This window comes from Oleiagrimonas sp. C23AA (assembly GCF_011759385.1).
Classification (GTDB): domain Bacteria; phylum Pseudomonadota; class Gammaproteobacteria; order Xanthomonadales; family Rhodanobacteraceae; genus Oleiagrimonas.
In genome coordinates this window covers 1-15,153 of sequence record NZ_JAARLY010000012.1, presented here as the reverse complement: position 1 = coordinate 15,153, position 15,153 = coordinate 1, and the positions used below count along the sequence as shown (strand labels likewise).

Genomic DNA, 15,153 nt, shown 5'->3' with positions numbered 1-15,153 from the left:
GCTTGCGATGTCACATAACCTGCAGGCATAAACTATTCGCACGAATACCCGACTGCAGCACGCAGCCCCTTTCCAGGCACAAAAAAGCCACGCCCTGATCGGACGTGGCCATGCTGGTACCCGGTGCAGGACGCATCCTGCACCGGGTGACGATCTACCTGATGACTTACAGCGAGAAGTCGTACTCGGCCTGCAGGCGGAAGTAACGCGGCTGCGTGTAGTACTTGGCAATGTGGTAGGTCGAGTTGTAGTACGTGGTGGTACCCGACGAACGCGCTTCTTCACCTGTCACGTAGACCGAGGTCGGTTTGACGTTGTTGAAGATGTTCAGCGCCGACAGGGTGAAGGTCAGACCCTTGGCCCAGTTCGGCTTGTAGATCACGTTCGGGCTGACCGTCCAGATCCACGGCGTACGGCCATTGTCACCACGCTTGGTCATGTGACCGTTGCAGTAGTAGTAGGCACCGGAGTAGCCGGGGATACCGTAGGTCGGCTCACCACCGCCCAGGCAGCTCTGCGGACGACCGGACTGCACCAGCAGGTTCATGCCCACGGACCATTCCGGGGTGAACTTGTAGGCGCCGTACACCTTGAAGGTATGGCGACGATCGTTGGGCAGATAGCCGTTGGCGCCGTACTCGATCTCCGGATAGTCGAAGTCCTGCGTGGTGCCAGTATCGGTCTGGCCGATGTCCGACTTCACCAGGCCCTCGGTGTTGCCGTAGTTCTTGGCGAAGGTGTAGGACGCGTCGACGTACCACTTGTCGGTGCTCTTCTTGGCGCTGAAGACCAGACCCTGGTACGAGCGCTTGGCCTTCGGACCCAGCTTCGAACCCGGAATGGTTACTTCACGCACGTTGCCGCTGCCATCCAGGTCCAGGTTCAGGGTCAGCGCACTACCCGGGTTGTAGATGAAGCAGCCCGGCGTGCCCGACGGCGGGTTGAACTGGTCCGATCCCATGTCCAGGCCCAGCGACTGGCCATAGTTGTAGAACGGACGCCAGTCGCAGGTATCGTCGATGGCGTTGCGCAGCTTGCGGTAGGTTGCCTTGACGCCGACCACCCAGCCGTTCAGGAAGTCATTGTCGCTCTGGATCTGCTTCTTGAAGCCCAGGATGTACTCATCCTGCGAATACGGCTTCAGATCCTTGTCGCTGACCGAGTGCGGGTTCGGCACCGAGCCGTCCTCGCCGTTGACGGCCACCAGCGGACCGGTCGGCGCACCCAGGGCCGGGGTGCCGGTGACCGGGTCGACGTTGGAGTAGTCGAAGGTCTGGTAGGTGAAGTACGAGGCGCTGGCGGCACGCAGGGCGACGTTGGCGGCGATCGGCAGCGAGTAGCGGCCGGCCGAACCGAACACCTTCAGCGAGGAGTCGCCGTTGACGTCCCACGAGAAGCCCAGACGCGGCTGCCAGATATTGTCCTGCTTGACGAAGGTTTCGCCATTGCCGTTCTTGTTCTCGAACGAGTCGTTGCGAATACCCATGTAGGCCATGAAGCGATCGGTGACCTGCCAGTGGTCTTCCAGGTAGAACGACTTCTGGTCGATCTTCACCGAACCGCCGGTGCGGTAGTTGTCCTTCTCGACCACGTTCTGGCCGTCAGCACCGGTGTAGTAGTAGTACAGCGCGCCACCGGCGTAGGTCTGGCCGGCGTCGGAATTCCACTTCTCGTCGCTGTAGCCGACACCGATGTCGTGGTCGCCCAGGTGCCAGTCGATATCGGCGCGCCATGCGGTGCGCTCGTCCTGGCCGCCGTAAATGTCGTTGGTGGAGGAAATCCAGCACGAGTTGTAGGCGGGGGTGTTGCCGGCCAGCACGCTGTCGCGGTAGTCCAGCACGTACGGGCAGCCGCCAACCTGGCTGTTGATGCCGCCGTCGTACTTGGTCTGCACGCCGCTGTTGGAAATGTAGTAGGTCGAGTTCTGGCTCTTCATGCGGCCCCACTGGGCCGAGAAGGTCAGGTCGTCGGTCAGGTAGCTGGTGTACTTGAAGATGTTGGTCTGACCACCGGTCTTGACCTTGCGCGTACCCAGGAAATCACCCGTAGACGGCTCGTTGTCGGCACCGTAGAGCGACGTGTAGTAGTCGTTCGTGGTGTGCTTGGTGTTGTCGAAGCCGGTGTACTCGAGGATGTTGTTGTCGTTGATGTTCCAGTCCAGCTTGACCAGCCAGAACGGGCTCGAGTAATCGCTGCGTGCTGCCGGCGAAGTGGACGTGGCCGATGGGTAGGAGGTGGTGTTCTCCTGTTCCTTCTGCACCAGGCCGAAGAAGAACAGTTTGTCCTTGACCAGCGGGCCGCCAACCCAGGCGGTGTAGACGTTGTCGGTATCGGAGTTCTTGTTGTACGTGCGGTACAGCGAACCGTTGTTCTGATACTCGGTCGGACGATTGGCGCGCGCCCAGTTCGGCGTGGTGGTCCAGCTGACGCCGCCCTTCCACTGATTGGTGCCGCGCTTGGTGTTGACCGAGGTCACACCGCCAGTGGAGAAGCCGTACTGCGCCCCGTAACCACCGGTCTGCACGTCCAGCTGATCGATCGCCTGATACGGGATCTGCGAGAACGACAGGTTGTTGTAAAGGTTGGTGACGTTGAAGCCGTTGACGTAGTAGCTGTTCTCGGCCACCGAGGAGCCACCGAACGAAGCCAGGTTGCCAAACGCGCCATCGCCCTGCACGGCGCTGGGCGCCAGCAGCGACACGGACACTTCGTCACGCGGCACCGGCAGCGAGTTCAGCTGATCGGCGGTGAACGTACTGCGCGACTCGGTGCTGGTCACGTCGATCGGCGGCAGCGAATTGGCGGCCACGGTCACGCCGGTGACAGCCTGGGCATTGGCCTGGCTACCGCCAAAGTTCACCTGCACCGCCTGACCGGCGACCACGTTCACCTTGCGGGTGGCTTCGGCCTGGCCATTGACGACCAGATTGACCACATAGTGACCGATCGGCAGCGACGGGGCGCGGAAGTTGCCCTGGGCGTCGACGGCGATCTGGCGGGTCTGGCCGTTGTCCAGATTCTGCACTTGGATCACTTCGCCAGCCGCCGGAGCGGCGGTGCCGTAGATGTCACCGGAGGTGCTCTGCGCGAACGCAGGAGCGGCTACCAGACCGGCGGCCACGGCAGCAGCCAGGGCGGAGCGACGCAGCGCCCCACGGGTAAAGCTGAAACTACGCATTGTGATGATCTCCCCAGATCAAAAAAAACGACAACAGGCCCACGCCGGCCGAAAGGTCAGCGATCAAGCCATCCGTTCCTTCATGTGAACCCCGGGAAGCGTCCTGCCCGACCGTGCCGCGCACGGCCTGATCAGTCTCCCGAGGCTATGACCGGCGCGCTTGCCAAAGGGGCGTGCACCAAAGAACCGGTCAACTCCGACCATCGAACCTACAGTTTTTGCCGCGAAACTGTCAACTGAAAATTTAACATTCGCGCTTACTGTCACAGACCGCTATATGCAGCGCAAAAAAGAAAGCCGCCGGTGGAGGGCCGGCGGCAAGATCTGAGGAGTGCACCGGGCGCGTAGAGCCCGGTTTTCTTGTTGTACTCGCAGGTCGGCGAGGTACAAAGAGCGGGATAACCTTTCAGACGAACCCGGCTCGGCTACGAGCCGTCCGAGCACCCTGAGGTTGACATGCCAACGCGCCACAGTGGCGTCATTGCGGCGCAGCCTAATGGCCAATCAAAAGGATGGAGTGCGACGCGAAAAGCGTCAATTGATGCCCCCTCTAAACATAGGAGTCGTATATGACTCCTCCCCGGCACAGTGCCCCCCGGCACAGCGCAACCTTGAAGAAAAGTTAAGACGATATCAAAGCATTGTCAACTTGTTACGGTCCGCCTCCAAGGTGTGCCGCTTGCCACCACCGGCTCCAACGCCATCGATCTTATTGTGCTTAGCGATCACGCATCGCAACCTGCAGTCACAGCAACATCAATCAGGCACGTTGAAGGGTAGTAGGCCCTGCCGCTCTCCATGAAAACAGACCCACAGCCACATGTCGCTGCGCATACGTTGTCAGAAGCTCTGATCGCGACATGCCCCTCAAATACACTTCGACAACTTTCCACAGAGAGCCCCTGCTTTGTCGTACATTCTTGCGCTTACGGGCTACCCTGTTACACCAAAGGCCACGCACGGAGACCTCCAGATGCTGCATGGCCGCATGCCATGGCATCCGCGAGGTGCCTCAAGCAGGCCTGACAAGCCGCGGACACAAATGCCACACGCAGGGCGTACAATCACCACAGCGAGCTATTGACATGCCCACCCCCCGCATGCCGCAAGATGTTGCGACTACCAATTCATCGTCGAATTTGGTCTTGAGCGCTTGGCCAAAGAGCAGGAAGTTCATGAAATCACCCGCGCCAACACGCATATCAACGAACAGGCGAGCACATGATGCCGAGTTACCCAGCTTTTCCGATCGCATCAAACTGCTGATCAAGGCCTGCGGGAGCGTGACCCAGGTGGCCCGCACCTGTGGTTTTTCCGAAGGGGTGGTGCGTAGCTGGCGCGATGGACGCTCCGATCCGTCACGCGAGCGCTGCCTGACGCTGGCGCGCGGGCTTGGCGTGTCGCTGCTGTGGCTGATTGCCGGCGAAGGGGCCATGTGGGACGACGCCGAAGCCAACCCGACCGTGACGGCTCGTGAGATCACCGCCGATTCCGACGCCAGCAGCAAGGTCAGCGCGGGCAGCAAAGTGATGGACGCCAACCGCCTGAGCGCCGCGGTACGCATGCTGCAATCGACGCTGGAGTTGACCGACTCTGGGCTGACCGTTTCCGACGCTCCGGATCTACTGGGCGAAATCTACGCTCTGATGGGCTTGAGTGATCCGCTGAAGCGCGCCGAGGGCTTAAGCCAGGTGCATACAAAGATTGCCGAGCGCGTTCGCGCCCATCGCGAGCAGCAGTCGAGCTGAGTTCGGTATCCCGACAAACATAAAAAAGCCCCGGCATGTCCGGGGCTTTTTTATTGGTGTTAAGCGCCTGGTTATGCGCTTGGCGCTACAGACGGGCGATATCGGCAATGGCAAGGAAGCGCTGCTGCAGCAAGCCAAGCAACGCCAGACGGTTGGCGCGTACCGACGGATCGTCGGCCATCACCAGCACCTCGTCGAAGAAGCGATCGACCGGCGCCTGCAATGCGGCCAGCCGGGCCAGCGCGCCGGCGTAGTCGCCTTCGGCCACCCGCGCATCGGCCTCACTGCGCGCCGCTTGTAGCGCGGCAGCCAGGTCGGCCTCGGCACCGGCTTCGGCTTTGGCTGCATCGAAACTGACCGCTTGCTCACCGACTTCTTCGGCCTGCTTGCGCAGCAGGTTGCCGACACGCTTGTTGGCGGCCGCCAGGCTGGCGGCCTCGCTGCGGTCGGCAAAGGCATGCACGGCGCGCAGGCGGCGATCAAAATCGGCCAGGCTGGCCGGCTGCACCGCGGCCACGGCATCAAAGGCGCCGGCAGGCATGCCCTGCTCGGTGTAGTAGCCGCGCAAACGCTCGAGCACAAAGCCATACAGCTCGTCAGCCAGGGCCTGACGACGCGCGCCGAGGTCGACCTCGACCTTGGCCCCCTTCTTCGCCGGCTTCACGCCCGCGACCAGGGCGGCTTCGGGCAATAGCTCCAGCGCTTCGGCAAAAGCGGCCCGCAGGTCCAGCGACAGATTCGCTTCGACCAGCGTACGTGCCAGGCCCAGCGCGGCACGGCGCAGCGCGAACGGGTCCTTGTTGCCCGATGGCTTCAAACCCACGGCGAAGATGCCGGCCAGCGTATCCAGGCGCTCGGCCACGGCCAGCACGCGCCCGACAGCGCCGGCAGCAATGGCGTCACCGGCAAACCGTGGCTGGTAACCCTCATCCAGCGCGGCGGCGACCTCGGCGCTTTCGCCTTGGGCATTGGCGTAATAACGGCCCATCACACCCTGAAGCTCAGGGAATTCACCGACCATGCGCGTCATCAGATCGCACTTGGACAGCGCCGCCGCGCGCGTCGCCTCGCCGGCATCGACTCCGACCCGATTCGCGACCACGCGGGCCAGTTCGGCCACGCGCACGGTCTTGTCCCACAGCGAACCCAGCTGCTGCTGATAGGTGACGTTCTTGAGCGTTGCCTGATAGTCGGCCAGCGGCGTTTTCAGGTCTTCGTCCCAGAAGAATTTGGCGTCGGCAAAGCGCGGACGGATGACGCGCTCGTAGCCCTTGGCAATTTCGGCAGGATCGCGGCTTTCGATGTTGGCCAGGCCGATGAAATGCTCGCTGAGTTTGCCGGCATCGTCGAACACCGGCACAAATTTCTGGTTGGCTTCCATGGTGGTGACCAACGCTTCAGGCGGCACTGCCAGGAAGGCGCGGTCGAAGGCGCCGGCAATGCCCACCGGCCACTCGTTGAGATTGGTGATCTCGTCGACCAGGGCGTCGGAAAGCTGCGGCACGCCGCCGGTCTGCTTGGCCACGCGCGCTACTTCGTCACGTACGCGCTGACGGCGCTCGGCCGGATCGGCCAGCACATATATCTCGCGCATGGCCTCCAGATAGCTGTCGGCATCACGCAGGGTGAAGCCTTGCGGGTGATGGAAGCGATGTCCATGCGTCACGCGGCCGGCATCCAGACCCAGTACACGGCCTTCGATCACCGTTTCGCCGTGCAGCATGACCAGCCAGTGCGCGGGACGCACGAAGGCGTAATCGTGATCGGACCAGCGCATGGGCTTGGGGATCGGCAAGCCCTTCAGCGCCTCGACCACAATCTCTGGTACCAGCGCCTCGATCGGCTGGCCCGGCTTGGTGGCGCGATAGACAAACCATTCGCCCTTGTCGGTGGCGAGCGTCTCCAGCGCCTCGACCTCGACACCACAGGAGGCGGCAAACCCACTCAGCGCGCGGGTCGGCTTGCCATCACCATCGCGACCGGCGGCCACCGCCGGGCCACGGCGCTCGATACTCTGCTCGGGCTGCGATTCGCCCACCGCGGGCACCAGTACGGCCAGACGGCGCGGCGAGGCAAACGTGCGCGCGGCCGCCACATCGGCCTGTACGCCGCGCTTTTCCAGGCCATCGACCACACCGCGGGCAAACGCCTCGGCCAGCGTATCCAGCGCCTTGGGCGGCAGCTCTTCGGTGCCCAGTTCGATCAATAACGACTGCTTACGCATCGGCCGTCTCCTTGCTGCTGGCGGCAGATTTCAGGCCGGGAAAGCCCAGCTTTTCGCGCTGGGCGACATAGGCCTCGGCCACGCTTCGGGCCAGCGTGCGCACGCGCAGGATGTAGCGCTGGCGCTCGGTCACGCTGATGGCGCGGCGCGCATCGAGCAGGTTGAAGGTGTGACTGGCCTTCATCACCTGCTCGTAGGCCGGCAGCGGCAGGCCGGCATCGATCAGCTTCACGGCCTCGCCCTCGCACACGTCGAACCAGTGCAGCAGTTCGGCGACGTTGGCGTGCTCGAAGTTGTAGGTGCTTTGCTCGACCTCGTTCTGGTGGAACACATCGCCGTAGGTGACGGTGCCGTGCGGGGCCTGCGTCCAGACGATGTCGTAGATCGAATCGACGTTCTGCAGGTACATCACCAGGCGCTCCAGGCCGTAGGTGATTTCACCCGTGACCGGCCGGCACTCCAGGCCGCCGGCCTGCTGGAAGTAGGTGAACTGGGTCACTTCCATGCCGTTGAGCCACACTTCCCAGCCCAGGCCCCAGGCGCCCAGCGTCGGCGATTCCCAGTTGTCCTCGACAAAACGCAGGTCGTGCACCAGCGGATCGATGCCCAGCGCCTTGAGCGAGCCGATGTACAGCTCGAGGATGTTCTCGGGGTTGGGCTTGAGCATCACCTGATACTGATAGTAATGCTGCAGACGGTTGGGGTTGTCGCCGTAGCGGCCATCGGTGGGCCGACGGCACGGCTGCACGTAGGCCGCGGCCCACGGCTCGGGACCGAGCGAGCGCAGGAAGGTGGCAGGATGGAAGGTGCCGGCGCCGACCTCGGTGTCGAGCGGCTGCAGCAGCACGCAACCCTGATCCGCCCAATAGCGGTTCAGGGTCTGGATGACGTCCTGGAAAGTGGGCGCGGACATAATCACCATGGCCTTGAATAAAGCGCGTTAGTATAGCCGGGCACGGACCTCGCCACGACCGCACGCAGCGTGATCGGCGGCGTTTTTCGCGCGATACGGACACTTTGCCGCGAGGTACGCATGGCCGCCAGCCCCCAATCGCTGCCCACTCTCGGCCGTCGTGGCCGGCTGGAGCTGGACGAGACCCTGGCCGCGCTGGTGGTCGATGGTTATCTCACCGGCGAGGACGCCAAGCACGTGCGGCTGGGCCAGCGTCAGGGCCGATCCACGCTGGAGCTGCACCCGCTGGTGGTGATCGGCAACGCCAAGCTGGAAAACCGGCGTGATCCAGGCCGCCCGTTGAGCGTGGAAGTGCTCACCGAATGGCTGGCGCGCAAGGCCGCCCTGGATTACCTGAAGATCGATCCGATGAAGATCGACGTGGCCTCGGTCACGCAGGCGGTCAGCCATGCCTATGCGCAGCGCCATCGCATCCTGCCGGTCGAGGTCAGCGCCGGCATCACCACGTTTGCCACCTGCGAGCCCTTCGAGCAACGCTGGGCCTTCGACCTGGCGCACATGCTGCGCCGTGAGATCCGCCTGGTGGTGGCCAACCCGCTGGACATCAACCGCTACCTGACCGAGCTGTACGGCGTGCAGCGCTCGATCATGCTGGCCCGCGATGCCAAGTCCGAAAGCCATGACGCCAACGCGGCGATCATGAATTTCGAGCAGCTGGTGGAGCTGGGCAAGACCGGCGAAATCGGCGCCGACGACCGCCACGTGGTGCACATCGTCGACTGGCTGCTGCAATACGCCTTCGAGCAACGCGCCTCGGATATCCATCTGGAACCGCGTCGCGATGCCGGACGCATGCGCTTTCGCATCGATGGCGTGATGCATCAGGTATTCGAGCTGCCACCGCCGGTGATGACGGCAGTGACCTCGCGCGTGAAGATTCTCTCGCGCCTGGACGTGGCCGAGAAACGCCGTCCGCAGGATGGCCGCATCAAGACGCGCTCGGCCGGCGGACGCGAGGTGGAACTGCGTATCTCGACCATGCCCACCGCTTTCGGCGAGAAGGTGGTGATGCGCATCTTCGATCCGGACATCGTGGTCAAGGATTTCGGCCAGCTGGGCTTTTCCGAGACCGAGGGCGCGATGTGGCGCGACATGGTCGAGCGCCCGCACGGCATTGTGCTGGTCACCGGCCCGACCGGTTCGGGCAAAACCACCACGCTGTATTCCACGCTCAAGCATCTGGCGCGACCCGAGCTCAACGTGTGCACGGTGGAAGACCCGATCGAAATGGTCAGCGCCGAGTTCAACCAGATGCAGGTGCAGCCGGCCATCGACCTGGATTTTGCCGCTGGCGTGCGCACGCTGCTGCGCCAGGATCCTGACATCATCATGGTCGGCGAGATCCGCGACCTGGAAACCGCGCAGATGGCAGTGCAGGCCTCGCTGACCGGCCATCTGGTGCTGTCGACGCTGCATACCAATGATGCGCCCAGCGCGCTGACGCGCCTGCTCGACCTGGGCGTGCCGCACTACCTGATCCACTCCACGCTGACCGGCATCGTCGCCCAGCGCCTGGTGCGCACGCTTTGCCCGCACTGCAAACGCGCTACCAAGCAGGATGCGCAGTCCTGGTCGGTGCTGACCCATGGCTGGGAGGTACCCTGCCCCGAACAGGTCTACGAGCCGGTGGGTTGCCTGGAGTGCCGCAATACGGGCTTTCTGGGCCGCACCGGTGTCTATGAAATGCTGCATCTGACACCGCGTCTGCGCAGCCTGATCACCGCGCAGATGGACCTGGACGCCCTGGCGCGAACCGCGCTGGCCGAGGGCCTGAAGCCGCTGCGCATTTCGGCCGCCGCCCAGGTGGCGCGCGGCCTGACCACGGTGAGCGAAGTGCTCACCGTGCTACCACCAGGTGATCGCGGCGCCGACGCGCTGACAACGTCCTCTTGACGGTAGCGGGCCTAGGCTCAAGGCCATGAGCTGCCCGCTATTGATCATCCAGACCGGCCATACCCCCGACCCGATCCGCGCCCGACACGGTGATTTCGATCACTGGTTCCGCTTGGCGACCCGATGTCGTCGCGATCAGGTGCAAACCGTCGATGTCGGCGCCGGGCAGCCGCTCCCGGCCCTGGCCGAGGTCGAGCGCGTGCTGGTGACCGGTTCATCGGCAATGCTGACCGATCCACCCGACTGGGTCGACCCGGTCAGCGACTGGTTGATGGAAGCATTCAAGGCCAAACGCCCGATGTTCGGCGTGTGTTTCGGCCACCAGCTGATGTGCCGCGCATTGGGTGGCCAGATCGACTGGCTGGACGGTCCGCGCGAGATGGGCACCAAACGCATCGAGCTGCTGGAAGCGATCGATGACGATCCACTGTTGCGCGGCTTTCCAAGGCAGTTCTACGGCCACACCACGCACAGCCAGACCGTCTGCAAGGCACCGGACAGTGCGCAGGTACTGGCCCGCTCGCGGCGCGAACATCACCACATCGTGCGTTATGCACCGCACGCCATGTCCACGCAGTTCCACCCGGAGATGAGCGTGGCGGTGATTCGCGATTACATCAAGCTGCGCCGCGATGGACTGCGCGAAGAGGGCCAGGTTCCCGACTGCCTGCTGCGCGCCACCCGCCCCACGCCCTGGGCGCGCCGTCTGCTACACCGTTTCGCACGGCTATAGCTTTGTCCGGGCACGCGCCCGAAGCGGCGCCCCGGATGCTAGGATTTGCGCATCTGACGCACGCGCTAACGCTAGAGGAACACGCTCCATGGCCAAAGTACGCGCCGGCCAAGGCTGGCACTGGGTGGGACAGGCACTGGGCATGGCTCGCAAGTATCCGGGCATCTTCCCGGTGATGGGCTTGATCGTCTCGGCGATCGCACTGGTGCCGCTGCTGGGCGGTCTGGCGATTGCCATCCTGGGACCGGCACTGGTCGCCGGCAGTGTCATCGCCACGCGTGACGCGACGGCCGGGCGCAAGCCGCAGATCGGTCAGCTTTTCCAGCTGTTTGCCGAGCAACGCGCCGGCGGAGGCATTGCACTGTGCCTGCCGGTCATCCTCAGCCAGATCGTGGCCGGCATGGTGCTGGTCGGTGCCGTCAGCGCACGCCTGACCCGTGCGGGCGTGGACCTCAAGAGCCTGGAGTCAAACCCGTCTGAACTGATGCAGAACCTCACCCAGTACATCGGGCCGGGTTTCCTGGGCTGGATAATAGTCGCGGTGATTATTGCGCTGATCGGCTATGCCTTTGCCGCGCTGGCCATTCCGCGCGTGGGCCTGGATCGCAAGCCGGCGATGCAGGCCATGGCCGAAAGCTTTCGCACCGTGCGCCGGCATTGGGGCGCCTGGCTTCTGACCGGTTTGGCGCTGTTCCTGTGCATGTTCATACCGGTGGTGGTGTTCTACGTCCTGGGCTCCAGCCTGATAGCGCAATTTGTCGCCAATGCCGTGCTTTACACGCTGCTGGGTCCGACGCTGTATTTCGCCTACAGCGATCTCTACGGCGGGCCAGACGCAGCCACCGATGATCACGGCACCGCGCCCGACGCCAGCGCGCCACCTCCGCCGCCCTCGTTCGAAGCCTGAACCGGGTCAGCCGCGCGGACGGCCGGGTGGCATCGGAAATGGTGTCACCTTGTCGCCACCGGTGGCGTCGCGGATGGCCATGGCGCCCTTCTTGCGTACTTGCTCAATGCGCACGATTGCCTGCATCGGCAAATGCAGGGTCTGGGTATCGGCGAACTCCTCGCGCAAGCGCTCCTCGGTAGGATCGACGACCAGACTGTCGGCCTCGGCAAACACCAGCTCGCCAACCTCGGTGAAGCCCCACAGGTGGCTGGACGCGACATGGCGCGCGTACAGCTCATAGCTTTTGCCCAGGTGCAGGAAGGTAATCTTGTAAAGCGTTTTCTCGGACATATCCCCATTGTCCGATGTGTGACGCAAAAGCTCTAGCCGCGCATGCGCCGCATCACCGCACCACGCGATACAAGCGCAAACACCACGCCAAACAGGAAGCCGGCGATGTGACACCACCAGACCACGGCGCCAAAACCGGGGCCGGCGTAGGTGAACATCAATTGCAGCAACACCCAGATGCCGATCAATAGGGACGCCGGCACCCGCACGAACTCCAGAAACAGCCCCAGCGGTAACACCAGCCCCAGCCGCGCCCGCGGAAACAGCGCCAGGTAAGCGCCCACCACAGCCGACACCGCGCCACTACAGCCAATGATGGGCGCGTGTACGCCCGCCAGGGTGATGGCGCCGACGAGGTTGGCGAAAGTGCCGCCAAACAGGAACAGCACCAGGAAGCGGGGTGAGCCCAGGGCGCGCTCGGATGACAGGCCGAAGATGACCAGGAACATCAGGTTGCTCAGAAGATGCACCCAGGCCACGTGAATGAACAGGGCCGTGGCCAGGGTGACCACGTCGCCGCGCGTGATGTGCGTCCACCAAGGACGATCCAGTGAAAACAGGCGCGCTGGAATGGCGCCCCAGCGCATCACCAGCGACAGCTGTTCCGCGGCCGGGCTCAGCGCCAGCACCATGAAGCAGGAGACACACGCCACCACCAACACGCCAGTGGCCCAGTACCAGCGTTGACGGCGCCTCGTGTCTACCTGGACGAACATCGGCGCCAATCAGTCCACGTTCCGCGCCAGATGCGGGCCGTCCGGTGACAGCGACGATAGGGCAAACAGCGTTTCCGGGCCGACGATGCCGTCGGCGGGAATGCCAAACGCCTGTTGCACCTTGCGTACACGAGCTTCCATTTGGGCATCGAACAATGCTGGGCGATAGGCGCTATCGGTATTGCTGTCCAGACGTTCCAGACGCTCGCTGACCCAGGCTACAGCCTTGCCGGCGTCGCCGCGTTTGACCGACGGCGGCATCCAGGTCGGCAGCCGGCAAGGTGCATAGAACCGCCCGTGCCAGAGCAGTTTCAACGCCTTGCGCGATACCGTGACATCGCGCGGGCCGATGTCCAGACGCACGTTGTGTCGGCCGACTCCAAGCAATAACACGTCACGTGTTCCGTCAGCGACATCCAGCTCAAGAATCAAAGGGCGATCGAAGCGCTTGAGCTGGTCCAGCGAGCCGGTTCCCCCCACGCAGTCAAACCCGGGAAAGATCTGTGCTGTGCAACGGGCTGCCGCGGACACCGAGACATCCTCCGATCCCACCTGCCAGCGCGCCAGCAGCTCGCTCCAGGCCAGCAATTTGGCCGTGGGAGCGGGCGGAAGCGACTTGGCCAGCGCCTGCGAAGCCTGGGTCACCGCCAGATCAGGGTCCACCACAGGCTTGACCGGAGGCGGCGCCGGCCTCGGCCACAGCACCACCACCAGCACCACCACCAGCATGCCCAACAGGGCCGAGGCCCACCAACGATAGCGTTGCAGCGTATAACGCATGCGTCCCTGCAGGCACTCGCGAGCCACCTGCTGCATCAAACGCTCACCGACCACGCTTTCGCCAGCCGCGGCAGCACGATGCAGGGCCCGATCAGCCATTCGGTTGATCAGGCGGGGCTGGCCGCGACTGTAGCGATACAGCACCCGCAGCGCCAGCCGCGAAAATGGCGATTGCGTGCCGCCAGCGATCTCCAGGCGGTGACGCACGTAAGCGTCGGCGTCGGCCGCCGACAGCGGCTCAAGGCGTTCATGCACGGCCACGCGCTGTGCCAACGGTTGCAACGCACTGCCCTGGAGCCGAGCCTCGAACGTGGGTCCTGCCAACAGCAGAACGTGAATCAACTTGTGCGCAGGCGTCTCCAGATTGGTCAGCAAGCGCAGCTGTTCCAGCGCCTCATCGGAAAGATTCTGTGCCTCATCGACCACCAGCAGCACACGCTGTCCCTGGGCATAGATATCCATCAGGAAGGCGCTGAGTGCATCGACCAGGGACTTGCCACTGTCGCGCTGCTCCGGCTCCACCGGCACCCGCAGCGCATCGCACACGGTCTGCACCAGCTCTACGGCGCTGAGTCCGGGATTGAGCACTCGGGCCACGCGCACGGAGCGCTCTTCCAGTCGCTGCAGCAGCAGTTGCGACAGCAGCGTCTTGCCGCTGCCATATTCACCTGTAAGCAGCAGTATGCCACCGCTGCCGGCCATCACCTCCTGCTGCAGGCGGTCCAGCGAGGTCTGCGTAGCGGCAGGAAGATAGGCGAAGCGCGTGTCTGGCGCCGCCGCGAACGGCGCCTCACGCAAGCCGAAACTGTCAAAGTACATGGCGCTACTGTAACGGAGAAGCATGTGCTGCGGGCGAACTTCGTTGCATCGCACAAGACATTGCCTCTATGGCGTCGGCTAATCCGCACCAGGCTTGCCACGCAAGCTCAGCTAGCAGCCTGTCAGCAGGAGTATTGACCGCCTGTACCGTCGCTCCAGAGCTGAATCGGCGGCGGGGTGCTTGACCTGGATCTGTTCCGGCGAGTGCTTCATGCAACACCGCGTCCGATTTGCCGTCGGCTACATTCAACGCAACGATGAGCGGGTTTAAGAGAATTTTGCCCCATTTTCGGCACGTGATGCATAGCCACCGACGATCAGCCCAGGTCAGAGCACGTGCGTCCACGCATCCCCCGCCGGCATGGTGATGCAACCACAGTCACCACTCGCGGCCGCAGATGTTGCCGGCGGCCCACGGATGGACCTTGCCGTCGTAGCCGTCCTACCGCCTCCGCGCCTGACCGCGGTCGTCGCGGTCCACTCCAGCGCTGATATTCAGGTGCCAAGCAGAGCATTCACTCTGTCGTTTATGAGGACTCGTTCGCACTCAAAGGCGACATCTTGGCCGACGATAAAGACAATCTGGCCCCGCTGGGCCCACCCTGGGTCAAGCACTGCCCCGGTGCAGCGGTCCGCTACCCTGCAAGCAGGTGATCGCGAGGGGGGCTCGGTCCGCCACCGGTGGCCGGCCGGGGTCGCGGTGACCTGGTGGGGGAGTTTTCCTTTGGCGCATAGCAAAACACCCCCAAGCGTGAGCTTGGGGGTGTTGCTGTAAAAGGTCCCTGGCGGTGACCTACTCTTGCATGGCTTGAGCCACACTACCATCGGCGCGGACACGTTTCACTGCTG

General features: G+C 63.6%; 10 protein-coding genes. 4 read left to right on the top strand and 6 right to left on the bottom strand.

All coding sequences use genetic code 11. From position 1 onward, the window contains the following. Positions 1 to 166: 166 nt before the first annotated feature. Positions 167 to 3,178 (bottom strand): TonB-dependent receptor, encoded by a 3,012-nt coding sequence (locus HBF24_RS16220; protein WP_167175359.1) that lies wholly within the window; start codon positions 3,176 to 3,178, stop codon positions 167 to 169. Positions 3,179 to 4,263: 1,085 nt separating this feature from the next. Here HBF24_RS16220 and HBF24_RS16215 point away from each other — a divergent pair. Beyond that, positions 4,264 to 4,926 carry a helix-turn-helix transcriptional regulator gene (locus tag HBF24_RS16215; protein ID WP_167175355.1) on the top strand — a complete coding sequence of 221 codons (663 nt, stop codon included), beginning with the start codon at positions 4,264 to 4,266 and terminating at the stop codon, positions 4,924 to 4,926. An 85-nt stretch (positions 4,927 to 5,011) separates the two neighbouring features. On the opposite strand, the gene glyS is transcribed toward HBF24_RS16215, so the two are convergent. Together glyS and glyQ are read right to left on the bottom strand one after the other, a co-directional pair. Then, positions 5,012 to 7,150 carry a glycine--tRNA ligase subunit beta gene (gene glyS, locus HBF24_RS16210; RefSeq protein ID WP_167175353.1) on the bottom strand — a complete coding sequence of 713 codons (2,139 nt, stop codon included), beginning with the start codon at positions 7,148 to 7,150 and terminating at the stop codon, positions 5,012 to 5,014. Continuing rightward, complete coding sequence (gene glyQ / locus HBF24_RS16205) at positions 7,143 to 8,063, bottom strand: glycine--tRNA ligase subunit alpha (protein WP_167175350.1); 921 nt, start codon at positions 8,061 to 8,063, stop codon at positions 7,143 to 7,145. Before glyQ ends, glyS begins: the two co-directional genes overlap by 8 nt. A gap of 120 nt (positions 8,064 to 8,183) precedes the next feature. On the opposite strand from glyQ, the gene HBF24_RS16200 reads away from it, so the two are divergent. The 3 genes from HBF24_RS16200 to HBF24_RS16190 all read left to right on the top strand — a co-directional run bounded on the left by HBF24_RS16200 (position 8,184) and on the right by HBF24_RS16190 (position 11,656). Then, a complete protein-coding gene (locus tag HBF24_RS16200; protein WP_167175347.1) occupies positions 8,184 to 10,016 on the top strand; it encodes a GspE/PulE family protein in 1,833 nt (610 codons plus the stop codon). Between the two features lie 25 nt (positions 10,017 to 10,041). Then, positions 10,042 to 10,749 (top strand): glutamine amidotransferase, encoded by a 708-nt coding sequence (locus HBF24_RS16195; protein WP_167175344.1) that lies wholly within the window; start codon positions 10,042 to 10,044, stop codon positions 10,747 to 10,749. Between the two features lie 88 nt (positions 10,750 to 10,837). Further along, a complete protein-coding gene (locus HBF24_RS16190) occupies positions 10,838 to 11,656 on the top strand; it encodes a BPSS1780 family membrane protein (RefSeq protein ID WP_167175341.1) in 819 nt (272 codons plus the stop codon). Between the two features lie 6 nt (positions 11,657 to 11,662). On the opposite strand, the gene HBF24_RS16185 is transcribed toward HBF24_RS16190, so the two are convergent. The 3 genes from HBF24_RS16185 to HBF24_RS16175 are packed head-to-tail and all read right to left on the bottom strand — an operon-like array spanning position 11,663 to position 14,328. Further along, the gene (locus HBF24_RS16185; protein WP_167175338.1) at positions 11,663 to 11,989 is read right to left on the bottom strand and encodes a DUF1820 family protein; all 327 of its coding nucleotides are present in this window, start codon (positions 11,987 to 11,989) and stop codon (positions 11,663 to 11,665) included. Between the two features lie 32 nt (positions 11,990 to 12,021). Next, positions 12,022 to 12,705, bottom strand: a complete 684-nt coding sequence (locus HBF24_RS16180; protein ID WP_167175335.1) for a rhomboid family intramembrane serine protease — start codon at positions 12,703 to 12,705, stop codon at positions 12,022 to 12,024. 9 nt (positions 12,706 to 12,714) lie between these two features. Next, positions 12,715 to 14,328, bottom strand: coding sequence for an ExeA family protein (locus HBF24_RS16175; protein WP_206064396.1), 1,614 nt, complete (start codon positions 14,326 to 14,328; stop codon positions 12,715 to 12,717). Between the last annotated feature and the right edge of the window lie 825 nt (positions 14,329 to 15,153).